The organism is Kitasatospora sp. MMS16-BH015 (assembly GCF_002943525.1).
GTDB lineage: Bacteria > Actinomycetota > Actinomycetes > Streptomycetales > Streptomycetaceae > Kitasatospora.
In genome coordinates this window covers 2,562,640-2,587,138 of record NZ_CP025394.1, presented here as the reverse complement: position 1 = coordinate 2,587,138, position 24,499 = coordinate 2,562,640, and the positions used below count along the sequence as shown (strand labels likewise).

Below are 24,499 nucleotides of genomic sequence, written 5' to 3'. Positions count from 1 at the left end.
GGACGGGCTCCGTGGGTCAGTGCGAGTCGTTCCCCGGGTGACACGGGCTGCACTGCGCGGCATCGGCCCACAGCGGCAGGTCGACCACCCAGCCTTCGGCGGCGACCAACCGGGCCGTACGCAGCACAGTGCCGTCCTGCTTGAACTCAACGGCCGGGACGTGATGCAGGAAGTGGCCGTCGTTGTACCTGTCGCAGAGTTCTGCGTAGGCGACGGTGTCCAAGATGATCGTGTGCACGCCGATGTCGACAAGGGAGCTGGGGCCCAACGACAGGTGCTCGTCGCGGTGGGTCATCGCGGTCAGCAGGTAGGCGTAGCCCTGCCCCAAGACCCGGGCAGCCATGACCGTGTCTTAGGGGTAGTCCCGCATGAGCAGGCCGATCTGCTTGGCCCACAGGTCAGCCGGGACGAGATCGCGCACGTCGTGCGACCGGGTGGTGGGGCCGACCGGTACCAGAGCGATTGCCATGGTCGCCTCCGATGAGGAAGCTCCGGTCCGTCCGGAGCGAGGACACCAGCAGACTGCGCCGAGAGGCTGATCGGCGGTCGGCTTGCACACGGAGGCAACCCCTTGCAGTCCGTGCAAGGGGCGTCGACGGGTCGTCAGCCGACGGGTACGGTGTGACTGCTCCGGTCGTGCTACTTGGGAGCGCCGATGCCCGGTGACCCACTCTGGACCACTTCGAAAGCATGCCGGCTCGCCGATGAGCGCAGGCCTGGCGCCCTGATCCGACTCGGTCGTGAACACCATGAGTGGACGCTCGAAACCCTTGGGCGTCGCCTGGGCTGTTCCCCGTCCACGCTGAGCCGGCTGGAACGGAGCACCCGGGTCGTCGACCTGACGCTCGTTCGGCGGGCGGCGCGAGCTGTCGGAGTGCCGTCCCACCTCCTGGTGACTTCCCTCGCGCTCTACCCGCCACTCGACTCAGGCAGGGCTAGAGTGGCGCGCAATCCGCGTGACGCCGAGGAGAGCCCCATGCACCGCCGCACCGTGGTCGCCGCCACTCTTGCCGGTCCCGCCTCCCTGCTCCTGGGGCTGGACGATGCGCTCGCCGACACCCCCGCCCCCACCGGTCGGGCTGACCGCCTCGATCACCGGCTGGCCGACGCACGCGAGCTCTACGACGCCGGCGCCCACGACCGGCTCCTCGACGCGCTGCCCGGACTCATCGCCGACGCCGAGGCCGCCGCCGCCTCCCGTCGTGAACTCGACCAAGCCCGTCTGTCCACCGTCTACAGCCTCGCCACCGCGCTGCTCAGCAAGACCGGGCACTACGATCGGGCCCGTCTGACTGCGGACCGGGCCCGTACCTTCGCGGACCTCTCCGGGGCGCCGATCGCCCAGGCCGCTGCCGCCCGCGAGCTGGCCATCGTGTTGCGTCACCGAGGTCAGGCCGACACCGCGCAGCGACTGATGGTCACGGCCACGGCCCGGGTGGAGGCCACCGGCCTGCGGACCTCGGCGCAGGCCGCCGCGTACGCGCAGCTGCTGTGCACGCTCGCCTACACGGCAGCGGTGGCCGGTCAGCGGACCGACGCGCTTGCCATGACCGAGGAGGCTCGCCGCGCCGCCTGTCGGCTCCCGGCCACCGTCCCGAGCGGGCGGCTGTTCGCCGTCTCCCCGGCAGCCGTGGACCTGTACGCGGTGGGCGTCCACTGGGCCCTGGGGGATGCCGGTGCCGCGCTGGAGATGGGGAGGAACCTGCGCGCCGAGCAGTTCTCCACCGCCGAGCGCCGTGCCCGGCTGCACAGTGACCTCGCCCGTGCCTGGTGGCAGTACGGCCGCCCGGAGCAGACCGTGAACGAGCTGTTGTCCGCGCTGCGTGCCAGCCCTGGCGAAGTCCTTGACCGTCCGGCGATCTCGCGGATCGTCACCGACCTGACCGAGCGGCACCCGGGCGTCCTCGGCGTCCGCGAGCTGGCTGCCGCTGCGCGGCGGCGTCCCGGTCGCAGGGCGATGGTCTGACGACGGGCTCGCGCCCCTTTGCTTGCCCGCGCGCGCAGTTGATTCAGCAGGGCCCCGCGTCCCTGAAGTACTGGGCTACCGGCGCCAGGAGGCGAGCTGCTCCTGGAAGGTGGGGCAGGCGACGATGTCCGTCTTGCTGCACAGCAGGGCGTGCTCCATCAGCTGCCGGGCGTGCTCCAGGTCGATCCGGAGCTGCTCGATCTCGGCCAGCTTGGTGCGGATCATCGCGGCCCTGCGGGGCTGCTGCTCCTGGAACTCCCGGATCTGGGCCAGCGTCAGCCCGGCCTGCTGGCAGGTGCGCAGCACCACGATCCGGTCGGCCGCCTCCGGCGGGTAGCGGCGCTGCCCGCCCTGGCGTTCGGGCGTCGGCAGCAGGCCGTGCCGCTCCCAGTACCGGATCGCCGATGCGGGCACCCCGGTGAGCTCGGCGAGCCGGCCGATCGTCACGAGCATGCCGTTCCCCCTGTCTCGATGCGGGCGCTTGACTTGAACCATGGTTCAAGTCGGAGGCTACCGGTGATGTGGGACGGCGGCGCAACGGCGCCGCCGACCACCGGACTTGGAGCGGTAGCCATGACTCGGACAGCCATGACCCAGACACCCGAGGCCCAGAAACCCGAGGCCCAGCAGCTCGTCGAGGCGGCGAGGCAGCTCTTCCGCGCCGGAGTGATGTCGCACTCCGGCCACGCCAACCTGAGCGTGCGGCTCGACGCCGAGCGCTTCCTGCTCTCCCCGGGGTGGGTGCGCGACCTGGAGGCCGACCAGCTGGCCACCCTCGACCTGGACGGGACGGTGCTGGCCGGCGAACTGCGGGCGGCCGGCGCCGAGATCATCGCCATGCACAGCGCCGTCTACCGGGCCCGCCCCGAGGTGGGCGCGGTGATCCACACCCACTCCCCGGCCGCCACGGCCTTCGCGGTGGCCCACCGGCCGCTGCCCTGCCGCACCGAGCCGATGCTCCGCTTCGGGCAGGCCGAGGAGGTGCCGGTGGTGCCCTGGGGGCCGCGCGGCTCGGACGTCTCCGTGCGCGGGGTGGTGGAGGTGCTGGCGCAGCGTCCGACCACCTCCGCGGTGCTGCTGGCCAACCACGGTCTGCTGGTCTTCGGCCCCGACGCGGCAGCGGCGGCCCTGCTGGTGACGGCGATCGAGGAGGGCGCCGAGGCCGAGCTCGCCGCCACCCTGCTCGGCGGGGCCGTGGACTTCCCGGCCGGCGCGCTGGCGGCGGTGCGCGCCTCGATGGCCCGGACCGCCTCGTGACCGGGGAGGACCTGGCGGCCCGGGCCGAGGCGCTGCGGGAGCGGTACCGCTCGACGCTGGGCGCCGTCCCGCACGGGGTGCAGGAGCGGCTGCGGGTGGCGCAGGCCCTCGGCCGGCTGTCCACCGAGGAGCGCTTCACGGCGCTGCGGGACACCGTGCTGACCGACAGCCCGCTCGGGGCCCGGGTGCAGCAACTCGTCCACTTCGGCCAGCTGCTCGCCCTCGGCCGCCCGGGCCCGGCCCGGATCCACGCCCGCGGCGCGCTGCACGCGGGGGCCGGGCTCGCCGATCTGGTCGGGGTGGCCGAGACCGCGCTGATCACCGCCGGCACCCCGGCCTACGCGCTCGGCATCGAGATCGTGGCCGAGCTGCTGCCCACCGAGGAGTCTCCCGGCTGAGAACTCGCCCGAATGGGCCGAGACTGGAGGTATGGACGGCGGACGGTTACTGGCCGGACGGTACCGGCTGGGGGAGCGGCTCGGGAGCGGGGGGATGGGCACGGTCTGGCTCGCGCGGGACGAGCTGCTGGACCGCGAGGTGGCGGTCAAGGAGCTGACGGCCTCGGGGGTGCCGGAGGCGGAGCTGCCGGCCCTGCAGAGCCGGATGCAGCAGGAGGCCCGGGCGGCGGCCCGGATCAAGCACCCGGGCGTGATCACCATCCACGACGTGCTGGCCGAGGACGGGCGGCCGTGGATCGTGATGGAGCGGATCGACGGGCGCTCGCTGGCCGAGGTGATCGCCACCGAGGGCACCCTGCTGCCGCGGGACGCGGCGGGGATCGGGGCGCAGCTGGTGCAGGCACTGGGCGAGGCGCACCGGCTCGGGGTGCTGCACCGGGACGTGAAGCCGGCCAACGTGCTGCTCGAGCGCGGTGGCCGCGCCGTGCTCACCGACTTCGGCATCGCCCGGCTGGAGGGCGCCCCGGGCCTGACCCGCACCGGCGACATCGTCGGCTCGCCCGACTACATCGCGCCCGAACGCGCGATGGGCCACCGCCCGGGCCCGGAGTCCGACCTCTGGTCGCTCGGCGCCACCCTGTACGCGGCGGTGGAGGGCGAATCCCCCTTCCACCGGACGACCACCCTGAGCACCCTCCAGGCCGTGATCACCGACCCCCTCCCGCCACCCCGCCACGCCGGCACCCTGGCCCCCGTGCTGGAGGCCCTCCTCCGCAAGGACCCGGCCGAACGCCCCACCGCCGCCGAGGCCCACGAGCAGCTCACCGTGATCGCCACCGCCCGCACCTCGGGCACCGCCCTGCACCCCGTCACCGAACGCGCGGCCACCCCCGACCACCTCCCCACCCAGATCACCCCACCCGGCGGCTACCCACCCGCGCCGGTACCCCCACCGGAGCCCCGGCCACCGGAGCGCCGCCGCCGGCGCCCCTGGTTGATCGCCGCCGCGACGGCCTTGGCAGCCATGATGGTCGGCGGCGTGGCCTTCGCCGTGGTCAACAGCGGCGGCAGCAGCAGCCACCCCACCACGGCCCCCACGGTCACCGTCCAACCGACCCCGACCCCGACCCCGACCCCGACCCCGACCCCGAGTCCCAGCCCGACTCCGACCCCCACGCCGACCCCGACCCCCACCCCCGCGCCCACGCCGGTGCCCACGGTGACGGCCACCGTCCAGGTGACCCAGACCGCCGTGCTGCCCCCGCAGACCGCCGCCGCGCAGGCCGCCCCCGCCGGGTACCGGTGGGTGGACGACCCGGCCGGGTTCCGCGTCGCGGTGCCGCAGGGCTGGACGCGGAGCGAGAACAGCGGCCAGATCGACTACTCGCCGGACGGCGGCGCGCACCTGCTGCGCTTCGGCCTCACCCCGGCCGCCACCCAGAGCTCGCTGGCCCACCTCCAGCAGCTCGAACAGGCCGTCGGCTCGCTGCCGGACTACACCCGGCTCACCCTCGGCCCCGACGTCTACCAGGGCCGCGACGGCGCCCTCTGGGAGTTCAGCTGGACGGACACCCAGCGCGGCCCCCGGGTCGCCGCCGACCAGGCGTACATCGCCCCGAACGGCACCGAGTACGCGATCTACCTGGGCGTCCCGGCCGGCGACTGGACCCAGGGCCAGCAGACCTTCTCCACCGTCCTGAACAACTTCACCCCGAAATGAGTCCCGAAGAACCCGAAGGGCCCGGCTCCCCCAGGAGGAGCCGGGCCCTTCAGTCAGCTACGGAGCAGCTCAGGCGTCGCCGCCCGCCGCACCCGGGTCAGCCGCGGCCACGTCCAGGAGCTGGTAGCGGTCGACGGCCTCCTTCAGCGCGTGGCGGTCGATCTTGCCGTCCTTGGCGAGCTCGGTGAGCACGCCGAGGACCACCGACTGGGCGTCGATGTGGAAGAAGCGGCGCGCCGCACCACGGGTGTCGGCGAAGCCGAAGCCGTCGGCACCGAGGGACTGGTAGCGGCCCGGCACCCAGCGCGAGATCTGGTCCGGGACGGCCCGCATCCAGTCGGAGACGGCCACGAACGGGCCCTCCGCGCCGGTGAGCTTCTGCGTCACGTACGGGACGCGCTGCGGCTCCTCGGGGTGCAGGAGGTTGAACTCCTCCGCCTCGACGGCGTCGCGGCGCAGCTCGTTCCAGGAGGTCGCAGACCAGACGTCGGCCTTGACGTTCCACTCCTCGGCGAGGATGCGCTGGGCCTCCAGGGCCCACGGCACCGCCACGCCGGAGGCGAGGATCTGGGCCGGGATCTGGCCGGCGGTCGCCGGGGCGTACCGGTGGATGCCCTTGAGGATGCCCTCGACGTCGACGTTCTCGGGCTCGGCCGGCATCTTGATCGGCTCGTTGTAGACCGTCATGTAGTAGAAGACGTCCTCGCCGTGCGGGTGCTCGGCGGAGGAGCCGTACATGCGGCGCAGGCCGTCCTGGACGATGTGCGCGATCTCGAAGCCGTACGCGGGGTCGTACGCGACGACGCCCGGGTTGGTCGAGGCAAGCAGCAGCGAGTGGCCGTCGGCGTGCTGCAGGCCCTCACCGGTGAGGGTGGTGCGGCCGGCGGTGGCGCCGATCACGAAGCCGCGGGCCAGCTGGTCGGCCATCTGCCAGAACTGGTCACCGGTGCGCTGGAACCCGAACATCGAGTAGAAGACGTAGACCGGGATCAGCGGCTCGCCGTGCGTCGCGTAGGACGAACCGGCGGCGATCAGCGAGGCGGTACAGCCGGCCTCGGAGATGCCGTCGTGCAGCATCTGGCCGGTCGGCGACTCCTTGTAGGCCAGCAGCAGGTCACGGTCGACCGACTCGTAGGTCTGGCCCAGCGGGTTGTAGATCTTCGCCGAGGGGAAGAGCGAGTCCATGCCGAAGGTGCGGTACTCGTCGGGCGCGATCGGCACGAAGCGGTTGCCGATGCCCTTGTCCCGCATGAGGTCCTTGAGCACCCGGACGAACGCCATGGTGGTGGCGATGGTCTGGTTGCCCGAGCCCTTCTTGACGGCCTTGTAGGCGTCGTCGCCCGGCAGCTCCAGCTGGCGCGGCCGCACCTTGCGGGTGGGCACGTAACCGCCCAGCTCGCGCCGGCGGTCGTGCATGTACTGGATCTCTTCGGAGTCCTTGCCCGGGTGGTAGTAGGGCGGGTAGCCCTCGTCGAGCTGCTTGTCCGTGATCGGCAGGTGCAGGCGGTCGCGGAAGCGCTTCAGGTCCTCGACCGTCAGCTTCTTCATCTGGTGCGTCGCGTTGCGGCCCTCGAAGTTGGGGCCGAGCGTCCAGCCCTTGACCGTCTGGGCCAGGATGACCGTCGGCTGGCCCTTGTGCTCGCGGGCCGCCTTGTAGGCCGCGTAGACCTTGGCGTGGTCGTGGCCGCCGCGGCCGAGGTGCTGGATCTGCTGGTCGGACATCGACTCGACCATGGCGCGCAGGCGCAGGTCGCCGCCGAAGAAGTGCTCGCGGATGTACGCGCCGGTCTCGGTGGCGTAGGTCTGGAACTGGCCGTCCGGGGTGGTGTTGAGCTTGTTCACCAGCACGCCGTCGCGGTCCTGGGCGAGCAGCGGGTCCCAGCTGCGGTCCCAGATCAGCTTGATGACGTTCCAGCCGGCGCCGCGGAACTGCGACTCCAGCTCCTGGATGATCTTGCCGTTGCCGCGGACCGGGCCGTCGAGGCGCTGCAGGTTGCAGTTGACCACGAAGGTCAGGTTGTCCAGGCCCTCGCGGGCCGCCAGCGAGAGCTGGCCGAGCGACTCGGGCTCGTCCATCTCGCCGTCGCCGAGGAAGGCGTAGACCTGGCTGTCCGAGGTGTCCTTGATGCCGCGGTGCTCCAGGTACCGGTTCATCCGGGCCTGGTAGATCGCACCGAGCGGGCCGAGGCCCATCGAGACGGTCGGGAACTCCCAGAAGTCCGGCATCAGCCGCGGGTGCGGGTAGCTGGAGAGGCCGTACGGGGCCTTCGACTTCTCCTGGCGGAAGGCGTCGAGCTGCTGCTCGGACAGTCGGTCCAGGAGGAAGGCGCGCGCGTAGATGCCGGGGGAGGCGTGGCCCTGGAAGAAGATCTGGTCGCCGGACTCGCCGTCCGCGTCCTTGCCCCGGAAGAAGTAGTTGAAGCCCACGTCGTAGAGCGACGCGGAGGAGGCGAAGGTGGCGATGTGCCCGCCGACGCCGATGCCCGGGCGCTGCGCCCGGGAGACCATCACGGCCGCGTTCCAGCGGGTCGCGTTCAGGACCTTGCGCTCGATCTCCTCGTTGCCGGGGAAGAACGGCTCGTCCTTGGTGGCGATCGTGTTGACGTAGTCCGTGCTGCGCATCTCGGGCACGGCGACGCGCTTCTCGCGGGCGCGCTCGATCAGGCGGAGCATCAGGTAACGGGCGCGCTCACGCCCCCGCTCGTCAATGGCCGCGTCGAGCGACTCCAGCCATTCCGCGGTCTCCTCGGGATCGAAGTCCGGGACCTGACTCGGAAGGCCGCCAATGATGATCGGGTTGCGATCTGATCCGGAAGCCACGCTGTTCCTTCACTGTCGGTCGTAACTGAGGTGTGTCGCGCCGCCTCCATCGTCTACCGCTGCTCGGAGATCCGTCATCTCTACCGATCGGTAACCGCACCTGGTGCTGCGAAACCGGGTACTACAAGGAGGTGGTCCGACCTTTACCTGAAGTGCTTCAGGCTCTCGATCCGCCGATGGCGACAGGTCGAGGTGAGGGCCAACAGGAGACTCTACGCCCGCGAGGGCGCTGCCCCCGAATGGCGTTCGCATCTCGGTCAGCTGTCCGGCCAACGGCGGCTCTCGGTCAGGTCGGCACCCGCAGCATCACGGAGGCGCACAGAAAAGGGCAAATCGGTGTGATTCCCGGCACATCCCTCGGCGTGTCCGCCGCTGTGGCGTCAACCTTTGGGTGGGATCGGGGAGCGGGTACTTGCGCGAACCGCGACTCCCGTGTGGACTACGGCCAAGCCTCGGCATGATGCCGAGCCGAATACTGGAGGTTATTCCCGTGAGCGCGACCGCGGACCCCGCGGACAAGTCCAACCCGGCGCACCGTCTCGGCTTCTCCGCCGGACAGGTCATTCAGGAGCTCGGGTACGACGAAGACTGTGACCAGGAGCTTCGTGAGGGCGTCGAGGACGTCACCGGCACCGAACTCGTCGACGAGGACTACGACGACGTCGCAGACGGCGTCCTGCTGTGGCACCGCGAGGAGGACGGGGATCTGACCGATGCCCTCGTCGACGCCCTGGACTACCTGGCCGACGGCGGCCTGGTGTGGCTGCTGACCCCGAAGACGGGCCGCGACGGCCACGTCGAGCCGCACGAGATCGCCGAGGCGGCCCAGACGGCCGGTCTCTCGCAGACCAGCTCGGTCTCCGTCGCCAAGGACTGGGCCGGCACCCGTCTGGCCTCCCCGAAGGCCGCCAAGTCCGGCAAGCGCTGAGCGCTCACCCGGCCCGTGACCAGAGCCCCGTCGGACACCGTCCGGCGGGGCTCCGTCGTGCCCGGGAGCCGGCGGCGGGCGGCCCGTCCGGCGGGGTGCCGTGACCGGGGGGCTCACCCGTTCGGCGGATCGGGGCCCGACGGATGCGAAGATGCCGGTGGCAGCAGCGCGGCGCGGGCCGCGGCACCCGCTCAGGAAGGCGCACCCCATGGCGATCGAGGTCGGTACCCGGGCCCCGGACTTCGAGCTGAAGAACCAGCACGGCGAGTCGGTGCGGCTCTCCGAGCTGGCCGGCGAGCGGGCCGTGGTGCTGGTCTTCTACCCGTACGCCTTCACCGGCGTCTGCACCGGCGAGGTCGGCGCGATCCAGCAGGAGCTGGTGGGGCTGCAGAACGACTCCGTCCAGGTGCTGGCTGTCTCCTGCGACTCGCCGTTCACCCTCCGGGTCTTCGCCGAGCAGGAGGGCCTGGACTTCCCGCTGCTCTCCGACTTCTGGCCGCACGGCGCGGCGGCCCGGGCCTACGGGGTGTTCGACGAGGCGAAGGGCTGCGCGGTGCGCGGCAGCTTCGTGATCGACAAGGCCGGCACGGTCCGCTGGTCGGTGGTCAACGGCCTGCCGGAGGCCCGGGACGTGCAGGAGTACCTGGCCGCCGTGGCGGCTCTCTGAGTGGCGACTGCCCGAACCGGGAACCCTGCCCTACGATCGGGCCGTTGACAGGACACCAGCGGAATTCAGGAGGACCAGTGGGAGTCAGCCTCAGCAAGGGTGGCAACGTCTCGCTCACCAAGGAGGCCCCCGGGCTCACCGCCGTGCTCGTCGGCCTCGGCTGGGACGTGCGGACGACCACCGGCACCGACTTCGACCTCGACGCGAGCGCGCTGCTCTGCAACGAGCTGGGCAAGGTCGCCTCGGACGGGAACTTCGTCTTCTTCAACAACCTCAAGAGCCCGGACGGCTCGGTCGAGCACACCGGTGACAACCTCACCGGCGAGGGCGAGGGCGACGACGAGGCGATCAAGGTCAACCTGGCCACCGTGTCGGCCGAGGTGACGAAGATCGTCTTCCCGGTCTCGATCTACGACGCCGAGGCCCGGAACCAGAACTTCGGCCAGGTGCGGAACGCGTTCATCCGCGTGGTCAACCAGGCGAACAACCAGGAGATCGCCCGGTACGACCTCTCCGAGGACGCCTCCACCGAGACGGCCATGGTCTTCGGCGAGCTCTACCGCAACGGCGCGGAGTGGAAGTTCCGCGCGATCGGTCAGGGGTACGCCTCGGGCCTGCGCGGCATCGCGCAGGACTTCGGGGTCAACGTCTGACGCTCGCCCGCCGCCGCTCGGCGCGTGGTCGTACACGTCTGACGCTTAGTCTTGGGGCCGGGCCGGGGAAGATCACTTCCCGGGCCCGGCCCTTCGACGTCCCCGCCCGCCTTGACCTGGGCCGACGGGGGGTGAGTTCAGCAAGTTCAGCGGGGCGGTCAACGCCCACTGAGGGCCCTGGGCATACACATTGGGTAATCACAACCCCGGGTGACGGGGGAACGGGAGGACGTACAACCATGAGTGTCACGCTCGCCAAGGGTGGCAACGTCTCGCTCACCAAGGCCGCGCCGAACCTGACCCAGGTGCGGATCGGGCTGGGGTGGGACGCGCGGTCGACCACCGGTGCCTCCTTCGACCTCGACGCCAGTGCGCTGCTGTGCAGTGGCGGGAAGGTCATGGGCGACGAGTACTTCGTCTTCTACAACAACCTCAAGAGCCCCGAGGGCTCGGTCGAGCACCAGGGTGACAACCTCACCGGTGACGGCGAGGGCGACGACGAGGTCGTGCTGGTCAACCTGGACCTGGTGCCCGTGCAGGCCGACAAGGTGGTCTTCGCCGTCTCCATCTACGATGCCGACGCGCGCCTGCAGAGCTTCGGCCAGGTGGCCAACGCGTACATCAGGGTGATGGACGCCCTCACCGAAGCCGAGATCGCCCGCTACGACCTCTCCGAGGACGCGGCCGGCGAGACCGCGATGATCTTCGGCGAGCTCTACCGCTACCAGGGGGAGTGGAAGTTCCGCGCCGTCGGCCAGGGCTACGCCTCGGGCCTGCGCGGGATCGCCCTGGACTTCGGGGTGAACGTACAGTAAAGCCCCCGTCAAGTACATGAATTCGAAAGGTAACTGACTCCGTGTTCCTCCGCACATTCGGATGGTCCTTCGCCATCACGATCGTCGGCCTGATCGCCGCCGGCCTGATCTGGGGGGCCGAAGGATTCGGCGTGGTGCTGATCCTCTCGGTCCTCGAGATCTCCCTGTCGTTCGACAACGCGGTCGTCAACGCCACCGTCCTGAAGCGGATGAACCCGTTCTGGCAGAAGATCTTTCTCACCGTCGGCGTGCTGATCGCCGTATTCGGCATGCGACTGGTCTTCCCGCTCGCCGTGGTGGCGCTGACGGCCCATCTCAACCCGGCCACCGTGATCGACCTGGCACTGGACTCCGGCAAGACCCACGACGGCCACACCTACGGCCAGTACCTGGAGCTCGCCAACCCGGCCATCGCGGCCTTCGGCGGCATCTTCCTGCTGATGATTTTCCTCGACTTCATCCTGGAGGAGAAGGAGTTCAACTGGCTGGCCTGGCTGGAGAAGCCGCTGGAGAAGATCGGCAAGCTGGACGCGCTCTCCTCGGTGATCGCGCTCGTGGTGCTGGCCCTGTCGGCCAACTTCTTCGCCGGTGACAAGGCCGAGACGGTGCTGCTGGCCGGCCTGCTGGGCCTGGCCACCTACCTGGCCGTCAACGGGCTCTCCGGCGTCTTCGAGTCCGGCCTGGAGGCCGAGGAGGAGGCGGAGGAGGAGGCCGAGCGCAGCGGTAAGCCGCTGGTGCTCGCCGCGGGCAAGGCCGCCTTCTTCCTCTTCCTCTACCTGGAGGTCCTGGACGCCTCGTTCTCCTTCGACGGCGTGGTCGGTGCCTTCGCCATCTCGCAGGACATCTTCCAGATCACCCTGGGCCTGGGCATCGGCGCGATGTACATCCGCTCGCTGACCGTCTTCCTGGTCCGCAAGGGCACCCTGGACGACTACGTCTACCTGGAGCACGGCGCCCACTACGCGATCGGCGCGCTGGCGCTGATCCTGCTGGCCTCGATCGAGTACCACATCCCGGAGATCGTCACCGGGCTGATCGGCGTCGCCTTCATCGGCGCGGCGCTGCTCTCCTCGATGGTCCGCAACAAGCGGGAGCAGGAGCTCGAACCCTCGGCTTGAGGCCTTGAGGTAGTAAGAAGGGGCGTACGGAACTCGGCGGTTCCGTACGCCCCTTCTCGCTGTCCTGCTCCGGCTCTACCCGAGCTGCTGCTCGATCGCGCGCAGCTTGCGCTCCAGGGAGTCGAGCTTGGGCATCGCCAGGGTGTCGTCGTCGGCCGTCAGGTCGATCGTGCCGCGGTGCTCGTAGGGGTTGCGGGGCTTGGCCAGGTAGGCCGGTTCGAGGAGGGAGGCGCTGACCTCAGAGGCTAGGGCAGGCTCCGTAGCGGGCTTGCCGTCGCCCGAGCCGGCGGCGGTCAGCGCGGGCACCTGGCGGCCCGAGCGGGCCCGGGCCAGCACGCCGCCCTGGCGGGAGATGGCCTTGAGCTCGGCGCGCTCGCGGCGGTCGGCGTTGCGGGCGCGCAGTTTGGCGTCCTGCTTGGCCTGGCGCTCCTCGCGCACCTCCTCGACGGCCTCGTCCAGGCTGCGGACGTTCTCCAGCAGCATCAGCGACCAGGCGGCGAAGGTCTCGCGCGGGGCGCGCAGCCAGCGGACGATCCGGATCTGCGGCAGCGGGCGCGGGATCAGGCCCTGCTCGCGCAGCGCGGCGCGGCGGGTCTGCTTGAGGGCCCGGTCGAAGAGCACGGCCGCCGAGATCGACATGCCGGAGAAGAACTGCGGGGCGCCGTCGTGGCCGCCGCCGCGCGGGGCGTGCACCCAGTTGAACCAGGCCGAGGCGATCGCGAACAGCCAGACCAGCAGGCGGGATCCGAGCGCCGCGTCACCGTGGCTGGCCTCGCGCACCGCGAGCACCGAGCAGAACATCGCGGCCCCGTCGAGGCCGAACGGCACCAGGTACTCCCAGCCGTTGGAGAGCCCGAGGTTCTCGGTGCCGAAGCCGACCAGGCCGTGGAAGGAGAGCGCGGCCGCCACCCCGGCGCAGACGAACAGCAGCACGTAGGAGGCGATGCCGTACACCATCTCCTTGCGGCGCCGCCGCTCCTCGTTGCGCTCCCACGAGTCGCCGGACTCGTCGGTGCGGTTGTTGTTCTTGACGCGCAGGGTCGCCAGCATCACGGCGACGAACAGCAGGACTGCGCCGCCGACGACGGCCCAGACCAGCTGTATGGAGGAGAGGTTCATCGGGGGTCGGGCCTCGGCTTTCGGCGGGAAGGTACACCTGTGCGGCAGGGACCATATCGCATCCGAGGGAACGGCATCGTACGGGAGTTGACACTCGGTCCGCCATCAGTGACTGTCGGAGATCTGACGGGGCATGCGTACGGACAGGTCAACGGCTGCGCGCCCCGCCCGGGGCGGCGGCGGACAGGGGAGGCACGATGGTCTCGGTGTGGGAGTTCCTCAAGGGGGACCGGAACACCTTCGACACCGGTGGTCAGCACAAGATCACCCTGACCAAGTCCCAGCCGCAGCACGCGATCACCGGCCATGCGGCCACCACCGGCTACCTCTACGTCAACCTGCACTGGACCGCCCGCGCCGCCGAGCGCGCCCCCGGCAACGCGCTGCGCAAGCTCTTCGACCCGCGCATCCTGCGCCCGATGGAGCCGGATTCCTACGGCAGCCAGCAGGTGAACGTCGACCTCGACCTGGCCTGCATGTACGAACTCACCGACGGCACCAGGGGCGTGGTGCAGCCACTGGGCCAGCTCTTCGGCGACCTCCAGCACCCGCCGTACATCAAGCTCAGCGGGGACGACCAGTACGGCGCCCCCTCCGGCGAGACGATGTACATCAACCTGGAGAAGAAGGACCAGTTCAAGCGGCTGCTGATCTTCGTCTACATCTACGACGACACCCCCGCCTTCGACCGCACTCACGCGACCGTCACCATCGTGCCGCAGAGCGGCCCCCGGCTGGAGATCAGCCTGGACGAGCGGGCCGCCGCCGCGCGCTCCTGCGCCGTGGTGCTGATCGAGAACACCGGGGACGGGCAGCTGACGGTCCGTCGCGAGGTGCGGTACGTGCACGGGTTCCAGTCGGACCTGGACCGGTTGTACGGCTTCGGCATGCAGTGGCAGCGCGGGTACAAGGCCTCGGAGTGAGGCCCGCTCAGCGCTGCTGCTGGAACTGCGGCCCCTGGGGCGGCAGGACCACCGTGGGCTGGTAGGCCGGCTGCTGGGTCGGCTGGTGCGGCGGTTGGGGCGGGTAGCCGTAGCCCGGCTGGTGGCCGTAGGTGGGCTGGGGGTACCCGTACGCGGGCTGGGGCTGCTGGGGCTGCGGCAGCTGGGGCGGGTAGCCGTAGGTGGGCTGGTGCGGGGCGTAGGTGGGCGGCGGGGGCGGTGCGACCGGGAGGGTCGGCGGGGTCGCGGTCGGGGCGAGCAGGGTGGGGGCCGGTACGGGCCGGGGGGCGGCCAGGGCGTAGCTCTCGGGCTCCTCGTCCACCGGGGTCGGCTCGTCCACCGGGGTGGGCTCGTCCACCGGGGTCGGCGCGGGCTCGTCCTGGGACGCGTGGTCAGGAGCGTCGTGGTGCGCCCCGTCCTGGGGCGCGGCCGGGCAGCCGGCCTCCTCGTCGTCCACGGCGATGCCGAAGTCGGTGGCCAGGCCGCTGAGCCCGCTCGCGTAGCCCTGGCCCACGGCGCGCAACTTCCAGCCGCCGTCCCGGCGGTAGAGCTCGGCGGCGACCAGGGCGGTGACCTCGCCCGCGTCCGTCACGGCGAACTCCGCGAGCGCGGGGGCGCCGGGCGCCGCGCCGGACTCGTGCAGCAGCAGGCGCAGGCCCGTCACGGCGGGGAAGGCGCCGCCCTCGGCGGAGGCGGCGAGCACCACCCGGTCCACCTCGGCGGGCAGCCGGTCGAGGTCCACCTCGACCACGTCGCAGGCCGCCTCGCCCGCGGCCCCCCGGCCCACGGCTTCCTGGCCCGGCCGGTGGCGGACCAGGCCGGTGGGGTGGTCCGGCTGGTTGTAGAAGACGAAGTCGGCGTCCGAACGGACCTTGCCGTCCGCACCGAGCAGCAGCGCGGAGGCGTCCACCTCCGGCGTGCCCGGCCCGGTCTGCCAGCAGAGTGCGGCGCGCACGGCGGCGGCCGTCAGCGAGATATTGGCGCCTTTGGCCATCACGTGCGTCATGGTTCACCATCCTGCCGTTCCGCCGCCCCGCGTTCAATGCGGGTGCACGAGTCGTCGCTGAGAGTGGCGCTGTGAACCTCGCTGGAGTGTCGTTGCCAGTGCCGTTGCGAGTGGGGGGAGAGCGGGATTCTGTGAAGCGGGCGGTAATCTTCCGAGAATTCGATGTTTCGTGGCTCGGATCCTCCTGAATCATCCGTAGCATGGGCGGCCAAACCCCGGTAATTCCCGCGTCCGACCGACCCTCATGGGGAGAGCATCTTGCGCCATTTCGGCCACCTCGCCGACGACGTCCGCGCCCGGCTCTTCCTCGAACAGCCTGCGGCCTTCGACCGGCACAGTGAGCCCGCCCTGCTCTCCACCGCGCTCGGGGCCACCCTCTACAGCCCGGCCACCCGGTTGACCCTGCGCTCGGACATCCAGAAGCAGGCCGCGCGCGGGGTGGTCTCCATGGTGCTCTGCCTGGAGGACGCGATAGCCGACCACCAGGTGGCCGAGGCCGAGTCCAACCTGGTCGCCCAACTCCGGCTCGCCGACACCGGGCCCACCCCCGCCGCGCCGCCGCTGCTCTTCGTCCGGGTCCGGCACGCCGAGCAGATCCCCGACCTGGTCCGCCGGCTCGGCCCGGCCGCCGGGCTGCTCACCGGCTTCGTGGTGCCGAAGTTCACCGAGGAGAGCGGCGCCCCCTTCCTGGAGGCCCTGGCCGAGGCCGAACTCCGCTCCGGCCACCGGCTCTTCGTGATGCCGGTGCTGGAATCCCCGGAGCTGGCGCACCTGGAGAGCCGCCGCGACCAACTCTTCGGCATCGCCCGCCTGTTGGAGAAGTACCGGGAGCGGGTGCTGGCCGTGCGGCTCGGGGTGACCGACCTGTGCTCCGCGTACGGGCTGCGCCGCTCGCCCGATCTGACCGCCTACGACGTGGCGCTGGTGGCCGGGGTGATCGGCGACGTGGTCAACGTGCTCGGCCGGGCCGACGGCACCGGCTACACCGTGACCGGCCCGGTCTGGGAGTACTTCCCGGTGCAGGAGCGGATGTTCAAGCCCCAGCTGCGCCGCACCCCGTTCGCCGAGGCCGGGCCGCCGGCCGATTCGGTGCGGCAGCGGATCATCGAACACGACCTGGACGGCCTGATCCGGGAGATCGAACTCGACCGCGCCAACGGCCTGTTGGGCAAGACCTGCATCCACCCCAGCCACGTCTCGGCGGTGCACGCGCTCTCCGTGGTGACTCACGAGGAGTACTCCGACGCCCGCGACATCCTTCAGCAGGACGGCGGCGGGGTGCTCCGCTCGGCGTACACCAACAAGATGAACGAGGCCAAGCCGCACCGGGCCTGGGCCGAGCGGGTGGTGCTGCGGGCCCGGGCCTTCGGGGTGGCCCGCGAGGAGGTCAGCTTCGTGGACCTGTTGGAGGCCTGCCTCGGGGCCGAGTTCGGCGGAAGGACGCAGCGGTGAGCTCCACAGAAGGTGCCGGTTCGATCTGGTCGGGGGAGTGGGTGAGCGAGCGGCTGGGCGTACGGCTGGGCGGCTCGCCGGAACTCACCCGGATGATCGGGCTTGCGGTGCGGGACAACCCGAAGCGGGCGCACCTGCTGGTCTCCCGGGTGCTCGGCAAGCACGTGCCGCAGCGGCCGGCCGTGGTGCACGGCGCCGGGGTCGAACTCGGCCTCAGAGTCCGCGAGTTGCTCGGCACCGCAGCCGACCGTGCGGTGGTGCTCGGCTACGCCGAGACGGCCACCGCGCTCGGGCACAGCGTGGCCGACGGGCTCGGTGCGCCGTACCTGCACTCCACCCGGCGGCCGGTGGCCGGGGTCGCCCAGGCGGGCGGCTTCGAGGAGGAGCACTCGCACGCCACCTCGCACCTGCTGCTCCCGGCCGACCCGGAGTTCCTGGCCGGCGACGGCCCGTTGGTGCTGGTGGACGACGAGTTCTCCACCGGGCGGACGGTGCTCAACACCATCCGCGCCCTGCACGCCCGCCACCCGCGCGGGCACTACGTGGTGGTCGCCCTGGTCGACCTGCGGCACCCCGCGGACCGTGACCAGCTGGCCAAGGCCGCCGCCGAACTCGGCGCCCGGCTCGACCTGGTGGCCGCCGCCGAGGGCTCGGTCGAGCTGCCCGCCGACATCCTGGCCCGGGCCGAGGAGCTGCTCGCCGCCGCCGAGCCCGCCGCACCGCCGGCCGGCGCCCTCGGCGCGGTCGAGCGGTACGCCCCCGCCTGGCCCGCCGACCTGCCCGAGGGCGGCCGGCACGGCTTCACCCCGGCCGACGGCGCCCGGCTGGCCGCCCTGCTGCCCACGCTGGCAGGCGAGTTGGCGGCCCGGCTGCCGGCCGGCGACGGTCGGGTGCTGGTGCTCGGCTTCGAGGAGCTGATGTACGCGCCGCTGCGGATCGCCGGGGCGCTGGCCGAACTGCTGGGCGAGGAAAGGGTTTTCTTCTCCACCACCACCCGCTCCCCGGCCCTGGCCGTGGACCACCCCGGCTACGCCCTCCGCACCCGGCTCACCTTCCCCGCCCACGACGACCCGGCCGACGGCAGCACCGAGCGGTACGCCTACAACGTCGCCCCCGGGCAGGACGCCGGGCGCCGGTTCGAGACCGTCGTCCTGGTGGTGGACGCCCCCGCCTACACCCCCGCCCTGCACGAGGGCCCCGAGGCCCTGGTCGCCCAACTGCGCCGCTGCGCGGACCGGGTGGTCGTCGCCGTACTTCCCGTCCGTCACCCTGCCCCGGAGACCGCCCTGTGACCGCCACCCTCACCGCCCGCCCGCTGTACGGGCCGGAGTTCTCCTCCTACCCCGCCGAGGACGTGGCCTGGCTGCTCACCGACCTCTCCGCCGTCCGGCTGGAGGCGCCGACCGAGGAGCGTGAGGAGGCCGTCCAGCTGGGCGGCGCCCACTACGCCGAATCGCTGCCCATCGAGTACCAACCCAGCCCCGAGTACCAGGAGTTGTACCGGGGTGCGCTGGCCCTCTCAGCCCGCCGGATCGCGCTCGCGGTCGGCACGGTGGCCGAGTTGGTACGGCGCGAGCGCGGCCCCGAGCCGGTCTTCGCCTCGCTGGCCCGGGCCGGCACCCCGGTCGGGGTGCTGCTGCGCCGCTGGTTCGACTTCGCGTACGGGGTGGACACCCCGCACTACGCCGTCTCGATCGTCCGGGGCCGGGGCATCGACCAGGTGGCCACCGCCTACCTGGCCGAGCACCACGACCCGGCCCGGGTGGTCTTCGTGGACGGCTGGACCGGCAAGGGAGCGATCACCCGCGAACTCGCCGCCGCGCTGGCCGGCACCGCCTTCGACCCCTCGCTCGCGGTGCTCGCCGACCCGGGCGGCTGCGTGCGCACCTACGGCACCCGGGACGACTTCCTGATCCCCTCCGCCTGCCTCAACTCCACCGTCTCCGGCCTGATCTCGCGCACCGTGCTGCGCGCCGACCTGATCGGCCCGGCCGACTTCCACGGCGCCAAGTACTACCGCGAGCTGGCCGGGGCCGACGTCTCCGGCGAGTTCCTGCGGGCGGTGGCCGCCGAGTTCGCGGGCGTCCGGGCCGAGGCCGTCGCGGCGGCCGACCGGCTTGCCGCCACCGATCGCACCCCGGACTGGGCCGGCTGGGCCGCCGTGGAGCGGATCAGCGCCGAGTACGGCATCGAGGACGTCAACCTGGTCAAGCCCGGGGTCGGCGAGACCACCCGGGTGATGCTGCGCCGCGTCCCGTGGCGGGTACTGGCCCGGCGGGGCGCCGGCGCCGACCTGGACCACGTCCGGCTGCTCGCCGACCAGCGCGGCGTCCCGGTCGAGGAGGTGGACGGGCTGCCGTACTCCTGCGTCGGCCTGATCCACCCGCGGTACAGCAGGGGCGCCACCGGCGCCGACGGCACGGCCGTTTCGGCATGAGCCGCTCTGACACGAGTACGGGGGACCCCGTGGTGAAGCAGCAGTACCTGGTCGCGAGCGACCTCGACCGGACGATGATCTACTCCAACCGGGCGCTGGCCCTGGACGTGCCCGACCGGCTCGCGCCCCGGCTGCTCTCGGTGGAGGTGCACGACGGCAAGGCGCTCTCCTTCATGACCGAGCGGGCCGCCGCACTGCTGGCCGAACTGGCCGGGGAGGTGCTGTTCGTCCCGGCCACCACCCGCACCAAGGCGCAGTACGAGCGGGTCAACCTGCCCGGCCCGACGCCCGGTTGGCTGCCGAAGTACGCGATCTGCGCCAACGGCGGCCACCTGCTGGTGGACGGCGTGGCGGACGAGGACTGGCGGGCCGAGGTCCGCACCCGGCTGGCCGAGGGCAGCGCACCGCTGGCCGAGGTGGTCGAGCACCTGGCGCTGGCCGCCGACCCGGAGTGGACCCACAAGCGGCGGGTGGCCGACCAGCTCTTCGCCTACCTGGTGGTGGAGCGGGCCGAGCTGCCCGAGGGGTGGGTGGCCGAGCTGACCGACTGGTGCGGGCAGCGCGGCTGGAACGTTTCGCTCCAGGGCCGCAAGGTCTACGCCGTGCCCGACCCGCTCAGCAAGAGCTCCGCCCTCGCCGAGGTGGAGCGCCGCACCGGCGCCGCCACCGTGCTGGCGGCCGGCGACTCCCTGCTCGACACCGACCTGCTGCTCGCCGCCGACCACGCCTGGCGCCCCGCCCACGGCGAGCTCGCCGACACCGGCTGGACGGCCCCCGCCGTCACGGCCCTCTCCCAGGCGGGCGTGGCGGCGGGGGAGGAGATCCTGCGGCAGATGCTGGCCCGCGTCCGCGCCGCCGCGCCCGCGGCCAGGCCCACCGGGGCGGGCCTGGACGACGTGCGGGCCTGAAGGCACCCGGCGCGGGGCCCGGCGCTCGGTCGGCGCCGGGCTCTGGTCGGTCGGCGTCGGGCCTGGTTCGGTCTGTCCCGGGCCTTGTTCGGTCGGCGCAGGGCCGTCTTTGGTCGGTCCCGGGCCTGGTTCGGTCGGTCCGGGTCAGCCGCAGCAGCCGCCTCCGCAGCAGCCGCCACCGCCGGACGGGGCCTGCGGGGCCGCCGCGGCACCGGCCGCGCCGGTCACGGCGACGGTGGAGAGCAGCTTGACGGTGTCTTCGTGCCCCTGGGGGCAGACGGCCGGGTCGTTGGCCTGGGCCATGGTGCGGCGGAGTTCGAAGGTCGCACCGCAGGAGCGGCAGCGGAAGTCGTAGCGAGGCATGCCCGCAGCGTACCCACTCGGGTGCCGGGTGCATGCCCGGACCGGGAGCTCGAACCCTGCCCGGGTAGGTACGGATTCCTCGCCTGAGCGGGTACGGGCTCGCCGCCCGGGTGGGGGCGGGCTGCCTCAGTGGCCGCGGATCATGGTGATGACCTGGGCGGCGGTCTCTCGGACGGCGGCGAGTTCGGTCAGGAAGTGCCAGTAGTCCGGGTGGCGGCCGGCCGTGTCCAGTGCGGCCACCGCGCGGTCCAGGCGGGCGACCGCCGAATCCAGCGGGGCCGCGTGGCGGGGGTCGGGGGCCTGGCGGCCGGCCATCGCGAGGCGCTGGGCGTCGCGGAGGGCGAAGCGGGTGCGCTCGATCTCGCCGTGCGGGTCGTGCTCGACCTCGTTGAGCAGCCGCAGCCGGTCGCCCACGGCGGCCACCGCGCCGTCCGCCGTCTCCAGCAACGCCCGGACGGTGGCGATCGCCGCCGTGGCGTCCGGCCAGCGCTGCTCGTCCCGGGCGCGGGCCGCCTCGGCCAGCTTCTGCTCGGCCGTCCGGGCGGTCTCCACGGTCTGGGCGGGCACCCGCTGGAGGTCCTGCCAGCAGTCGGCGCTGAACCGCCGCCGCAGCTCGCTCAGCGCGGGCTCCACGCTGCTCGCCCGGGTCTCCAGGGCCTGCACCCGGGTCCGCAGGCTGGCCAGGCGCCGGTCGATCTCCTGGGCCCGCTCGGGCAGTTGCTCGGCCGTGGTGCGGATCGTCTCGGCGCGCTGCGCCACGTCCTCGGCCCGCCGCAGCGTCTCCGGCACGCCGTGCCGGGCCACGCCCTCGTTCAGCCGGGCCAGCTCGGGGGCCAGCTGGGCGAGGCGGGCGGCCAGGTCGTCGGCCTTGAGGCCGGCCGAGCGGACGGCCTCCAGCGCGGTGGTCGCGCCCAGCAGGGCGCGCTTGGCCTGCTCCACGGCGGGCACCACCCGGATCAGCTGGGCCTCGGCCTGCTGGACGAGCGGCTGCAGCCGCTCCAGGAAGCGCTCCAACTCGGTCCGTTTGGCGGCCAGCTCGCGGCCGGCCTGCTGCAGCTGCTGCTGGGCCCGGGCCACCGTCGCGGGGTCGAGCTCGGGGGCGTCCAGATCGGCGCTGTCCAGCGCCGCGAGGTAGGCGACCGTCACCTGGTCGATCCGGGTGGAGATGTCCTGGAACTCGCTCACCGCCCGCTGCGCCGCAGCTCCGTCCCCGCCGGAGCGGACCGTCTCCACGGCTAGCTGCACGTCCCGCTGGGTCGAGTCCAGCTGGTAGAACGCCTCCTGCGCCGCGTCCCGGGCCGCCTTGGCATCGGCCCGCTGCCCCTCACCCCGGCGCGGCCCCCACCAGCTGCCCCGCCCGCCACCGCCGCCGGCCACTCTCACGCCACGCTCCCTGCTCAGCTCTGCACACCGACCCACCGGTCACCGCCCATTCTCACCGATCACCACCCGCCCCCGGCACCCCCGTCCCTGTGCCCGCCCGGAAAACCTGCACCACACCACCCGCCGGACCAGGTACTCTTACCTTTCGCCGTACGTGCCGGTCCGCCGTCGCGCCGCGGCAGGGGTGCATAGCTCAGCGGTAGAGCGCCGCTCTTACAAAGCGGATGTCGGCGGTTCGAAACCGTCTGCGCCCACCAGTACGAAGGCCCCGCAGCGATCATGCTGCGGGGCCTTCTGCATCCGGATCCGCTGGCGACGTGGGCGATGCCGCCGTGTCAGCAGACGGTCGACCCTGCCCATGGCTTCGCGGGACGTATCCGACATGAGCGGCCGGAGGCCGGCCTTCGCGGAGATCGGGCTCGCCCGGCGGCCACGCTGGACATCCCCGGCCGTTCCTCGGCCGGCGACTCCCACGAGCCGCCGGCACCTGGCCCCACTCGCGGGGAGTGGTGCCCTTCTGATCTCAGGGGTGGACGATGAAGCGCCTCCGGGCCGTGGGCTGGTTGTCCACGGGGAGACCGACTGCCCCCGCCGCACCGACCAGCGGAAACACTGGTGAGGGCCCAGGTCAGGCGCATTGCGTCAGGTCTGGGCCTTCTGCGTTGCCCCTCAGCCTCCCTTTAGTCGGTGTTCGCACGCTGCGAGGGACCACCGGAGCCTGCTGGGCCGCCGGGCCTCGTGGATGTCCGGACCGGACGATGGGGGGCGGTGCTGCGTTGAAGACGCTGTTCGAGGGTGTGGCGGTGGGCGGGCTGGAGCTGGCCAACCGGATGGTGATGGCGCCGATGATCCGGGGGCGGGCCGATGACGACGGGGTGCCGGGGGAGGCGGTGGCCACGTACTACGGGCAGCGGGCCTCGGCGGGGCTGATCGTCACCGAGGGGACGTACCCGAGTGCGATCGGGCGGGCGTACCGGTACATGGCCGGGCTGCACTCGCAGGCGCAGGTCGCCGCCTGGCGCGAGGTGACCGGGGCGGTGCACGCGGCGGGCGGGCGGATCTTCGTCCAGCTGATGCACGGCGGGCGGATCAGCCATCCGGAGCTGCACGGCGGGGAGTCGCCGGTGGCGCCCTCGGCGGTGGGGGCGGCGCGGGCCGTGCTCGACTACGAGGGGCGGCGGGACTTCCCGACCCCTCGGGCCCTGACGACGGCGGAAGTGGCCGGGACGGTCGGGGAGTTCGTGGCTGCCGCGCGGAACGCCGTGCGGGCGGGCTTCGACGGGGTGGAGGTGCACGGCGCCAACGGCTACCTGCTGCACCAGTTCCTGGCCGAGAACACCAACCGGCGCACCGACGCCTACGGCGGCTCGGTGACCCGCCGGATCCGGCTGGTGGTCGAGGTGGTGGAGGCGGTGGCCGCCGCGATCGGGCCGCACCGGGTCGGCCTGCGGGTCTCACCCGGCAGCGTCTTCAACGACATCGCCGAGGGCGACTCGACCGCCCTGTACGGAGAACTGCTCGCCGCCCTGGCCCCGTTGGGCCTGGCCTACCTGCACACCATGGAGAACGGCGGCCGCCCGCTCACCCGGCTGCTCCGCGCCCGATGGCTCGGCCCGCTGATCGTCAGCCCCCGGGCCGGCCAGCTCGTCCACCCGCAGACCGGTGCCCTCTCCCTCCCGGTCGCCCGCCAGAACGCCGACGAGGTCCTCACCGAAGACCTCGCCGACCTGGTCGCCTTCGGCCGCGCCTTCCTCGCCAACCCGGACCTCCCCCACCGCCTCGCCACCGGCGCCCCGCTCAACCCCCTTGACCCCACCACCTACTACCCGGGCGGTCACCGCGGCTACACGGACTACCCGTTCCTGGCACAGCCGGCCGGGCTCCGGTAGGCGCGACGGGGGGCACCAGGGCCACCGGGGGCACCCCGGTGGCCCTGAGCCGTGCAGGCCCTAGGCTCCACGGCGGTGGCTCCGACCCGGGAGCCCGGGCAGGAGCCGGAGGGTGAGCGGTGGCTGGCACGGACGTGGTGGTGCGGGAGCGGGGCGTCGGGGATCTGGACGCGTGTCTGCGGGCCTTGCGGTCGGTGCAGGAGACGGACGGGTATCCGGTGGTGTGGCCCCGGGATCCGTTGGGGTGGTTGACGCCGGCCGGGGTGGTCGGGGGGTGGGTGGCCGAGCTGGACGGGGTGGTGGTGGGTCAGGTGCTGCTCGGTCCGGCGGGGGAGGGGCTGGCGGCGGACGCGGGGCTGCCGGCGGCGGAGTTGGTGTCGGTGGTGCGGCTGTTCGTGGGGGTGGCGGCGCGGGGTCGCGGGGTGGCCCGGCTGCTGCTGGCGCGGGCCACCGAGGAGGCGGCGCGGCTCGGCCGGCGGCCGGTGCTGGAGGTGGAGACCCGGGCCGAGGCGGCCATCGCGCTGTACGAGCGGGCCGGGTGGAAGCTGGTGGGCACCAGGGTGGCCGACTGGCGGCGGCAGGACGGGAGCGCGGCGCACGTGCACACGTACCTGGGCCCGGTGGCGGCGGACTGAGCCGGCCGTACGCCGACGCAGCGC

General features: G+C 72.4%; 21 protein-coding genes, 1 tRNA gene and 1 pseudogene. 16 read left to right on the top strand and 7 right to left on the bottom strand.

Translation table 11 applies throughout. The features are described from left to right. Positions 1–16: 16 nt before the first annotated feature. Positions 17–343, bottom strand: coding sequence for a hypothetical protein (locus CFP65_RS11190; protein WP_371682403.1), 327 nt, complete (start codon positions 341–343; stop codon positions 17–19). Positions 344–655: 312 nt separating this feature from the next. Between CFP65_RS11190 and CFP65_RS11185 the strand changes: the two genes are divergently transcribed. Further along, positions 656–1,966 (top strand): helix-turn-helix domain-containing protein, encoded by a 1,311-nt coding sequence (locus CFP65_RS11185; protein WP_104815965.1) that lies wholly within the window; start codon positions 656–658, stop codon positions 1,964–1,966. 75 nt (positions 1,967–2,041) lie between these two features. On the opposite strand, the gene CFP65_RS11180 is transcribed toward CFP65_RS11185, so the two are convergent. Continuing rightward, positions 2,042–2,419 (bottom strand): MerR family transcriptional regulator, encoded by a 378-nt coding sequence (locus tag CFP65_RS11180; protein ID WP_104815964.1) that lies wholly within the window; start codon positions 2,417–2,419, stop codon positions 2,042–2,044. 120 nt (positions 2,420–2,539) lie between these two features. Here CFP65_RS11180 and CFP65_RS11175 point away from each other — a divergent pair, with 120 nt between their 5' ends. Genes CFP65_RS11175 through CFP65_RS11165 form a run of 3 tightly spaced genes read left to right on the top strand, consistent with a single transcriptional unit; the run spans position 2,540 to position 5,341 of the window. Next, entirely contained in the window at positions 2,540–3,223 is a 684-nt protein-coding gene (locus CFP65_RS11175; RefSeq protein WP_254552338.1) for a class II aldolase/adducin family protein, read from the top strand. Beyond that, entirely contained in the window at positions 3,220–3,621 is a 402-nt protein-coding gene (locus CFP65_RS11170) for a carboxymuconolactone decarboxylase family protein (RefSeq protein ID WP_104815962.1), read from the top strand. The genes CFP65_RS11175 and CFP65_RS11170 overlap by 4 nt, the downstream gene beginning before the upstream one ends. A gap of 31 nt (positions 3,622–3,652) precedes the next feature. Continuing rightward, positions 3,653–5,341 (top strand): serine/threonine-protein kinase, encoded by a 1,689-nt coding sequence (locus CFP65_RS11165; protein ID WP_104815961.1) that lies wholly within the window; start codon positions 3,653–3,655, stop codon positions 5,339–5,341. Between the two features lie 69 nt (positions 5,342–5,410). Here the strand turns inward: CFP65_RS11165 and aceE are convergent, their stop codons facing one another. Beyond that, on the bottom strand, positions 5,411–8,161 hold the full coding sequence (aceE, locus tag CFP65_RS11160) for a pyruvate dehydrogenase (acetyl-transferring), homodimeric type (protein WP_104815960.1): 2,751 nt from the start codon (positions 8,159–8,161) through the stop codon (positions 5,411–5,413). A gap of 490 nt (positions 8,162–8,651) precedes the next feature. On the opposite strand from aceE, the gene CFP65_RS11155 reads away from it, so the two are divergent. The 5 genes from CFP65_RS11155 (at position 8,652) to CFP65_RS11135 (ending at position 12,342) form a co-directional block, all read left to right on the top strand. After that, positions 8,652–9,089, top strand: a complete 438-nt coding sequence (locus tag CFP65_RS11155; protein ID WP_104815959.1) for a DUF3052 domain-containing protein — start codon at positions 8,652–8,654, stop codon at positions 9,087–9,089. 208 nt (positions 9,090–9,297) lie between these two features. Next, a complete protein-coding gene (locus tag CFP65_RS11150; RefSeq protein ID WP_104815958.1) occupies positions 9,298–9,756 on the top strand; it encodes a peroxiredoxin in 459 nt (152 codons plus the stop codon). A gap of 77 nt (positions 9,757–9,833) precedes the next feature. Then, positions 9,834–10,409: a TerD family protein gene (locus tag CFP65_RS11145; RefSeq protein WP_104815957.1), complete on the top strand. Its 576-nt coding sequence runs from the start codon at positions 9,834–9,836 to the stop codon at positions 10,407–10,409. Positions 10,410–10,648: 239 nt separating this feature from the next. Beyond that, complete coding sequence (locus tag CFP65_RS11140; protein ID WP_104815956.1) at positions 10,649–11,224, top strand: TerD family protein; 576 nt, start codon at positions 10,649–10,651, stop codon at positions 11,222–11,224. A gap of 41 nt (positions 11,225–11,265) precedes the next feature. Further along, complete coding sequence (locus CFP65_RS11135; protein WP_104815955.1) at positions 11,266–12,342, top strand: DUF475 domain-containing protein; 1,077 nt, start codon at positions 11,266–11,268, stop codon at positions 12,340–12,342. Between the two features lie 75 nt (positions 12,343–12,417). Here the strand turns inward: CFP65_RS11135 and CFP65_RS11130 are convergent, their stop codons facing one another. Continuing rightward, positions 12,418–13,461, bottom strand: a complete 1,044-nt coding sequence (locus CFP65_RS11130; protein ID WP_104815954.1) for a DUF2637 domain-containing protein — start codon at positions 13,459–13,461, stop codon at positions 12,418–12,420. Positions 13,462–13,658: 197 nt separating this feature from the next. On the opposite strand from CFP65_RS11130, the gene CFP65_RS11125 reads away from it, so the two are divergent. After that, on the top strand, positions 13,659–14,384 hold the full coding sequence (locus CFP65_RS11125; protein WP_104815953.1) for a Tellurium resistance: 726 nt from the start codon (positions 13,659–13,661) through the stop codon (positions 14,382–14,384). A gap of 7 nt (positions 14,385–14,391) precedes the next feature. Here the strand turns inward: CFP65_RS11125 and CFP65_RS11120 are convergent, their stop codons facing one another. After that, entirely contained in the window at positions 14,392–15,408 is a 1,017-nt protein-coding gene (locus tag CFP65_RS11120) for a TerD family protein (protein ID WP_104815952.1), read from the bottom strand. A 258-nt stretch (positions 15,409–15,666) separates the two neighbouring features. Between CFP65_RS11120 and CFP65_RS11115 the strand changes: the two genes are divergently transcribed. The 3 genes and pseudogenes from CFP65_RS11115 (at position 15,667) to CFP65_RS11105 (ending at position 20,205) form a co-directional block, all read left to right on the top strand. Then, a complete protein-coding gene (locus CFP65_RS11115; protein WP_104815951.1) occupies positions 15,667–16,860 on the top strand; it encodes an HpcH/HpaI aldolase/citrate lyase family protein in 1,194 nt (397 codons plus the stop codon). Continuing rightward, positions 16,857–19,297 (top strand): annotated as a pseudogene (locus CFP65_RS11110) (phosphoribosyltransferase). The gene CFP65_RS11115 and the pseudogene CFP65_RS11110 overlap by 4 nt, the downstream one beginning before the upstream one ends. A 74-nt stretch (positions 19,298–19,371) precedes the next feature. Next, positions 19,372–20,205 (top strand): HAD family hydrolase, encoded by an 834-nt coding sequence (locus tag CFP65_RS11105; RefSeq protein WP_254552881.1) that lies wholly within the window; start codon positions 19,372–19,374, stop codon positions 20,203–20,205. Between the two features lie 144 nt (positions 20,206–20,349). Here the strand turns inward: CFP65_RS11105 and CFP65_RS11100 are convergent, their stop codons facing one another. Beyond that, positions 20,350–20,568 (bottom strand): zinc ribbon domain-containing protein, encoded by a 219-nt coding sequence (locus CFP65_RS11100; RefSeq protein ID WP_104815949.1) that lies wholly within the window; start codon positions 20,566–20,568, stop codon positions 20,350–20,352. Between the two features lie 126 nt (positions 20,569–20,694). Beyond that, entirely contained in the window at positions 20,695–21,951 is a 1,257-nt protein-coding gene (locus CFP65_RS11095; protein WP_168219590.1) for a hypothetical protein, read from the bottom strand. A 182-nt stretch (positions 21,952–22,133) separates the two neighbouring features. On the opposite strand from CFP65_RS11095, the gene CFP65_RS11090 reads away from it, so the two are divergent. The 3 genes from CFP65_RS11090 to CFP65_RS11080 all read left to right on the top strand — a co-directional run bounded on the left by CFP65_RS11090 (position 22,134) and on the right by CFP65_RS11080 (position 24,475). After that, positions 22,134–22,208 (top strand) — tRNA-Val (locus CFP65_RS11090). Between the two features lie 519 nt (positions 22,209–22,727). Next, on the top strand, positions 22,728–23,840 hold the full coding sequence (locus tag CFP65_RS11085) for an alkene reductase (RefSeq protein ID WP_371682402.1): 1,113 nt from the start codon (positions 22,728–22,730) through the stop codon (positions 23,838–23,840). A gap of 119 nt (positions 23,841–23,959) precedes the next feature. Next, positions 23,960–24,475 carry a GNAT family N-acetyltransferase gene (locus CFP65_RS11080; RefSeq protein ID WP_254552336.1) on the top strand — a complete coding sequence of 172 codons (516 nt, stop codon included), beginning with the start codon at positions 23,960–23,962 and terminating at the stop codon, positions 24,473–24,475. Positions 24,476–24,499 lie beyond the last annotated feature (24 nt).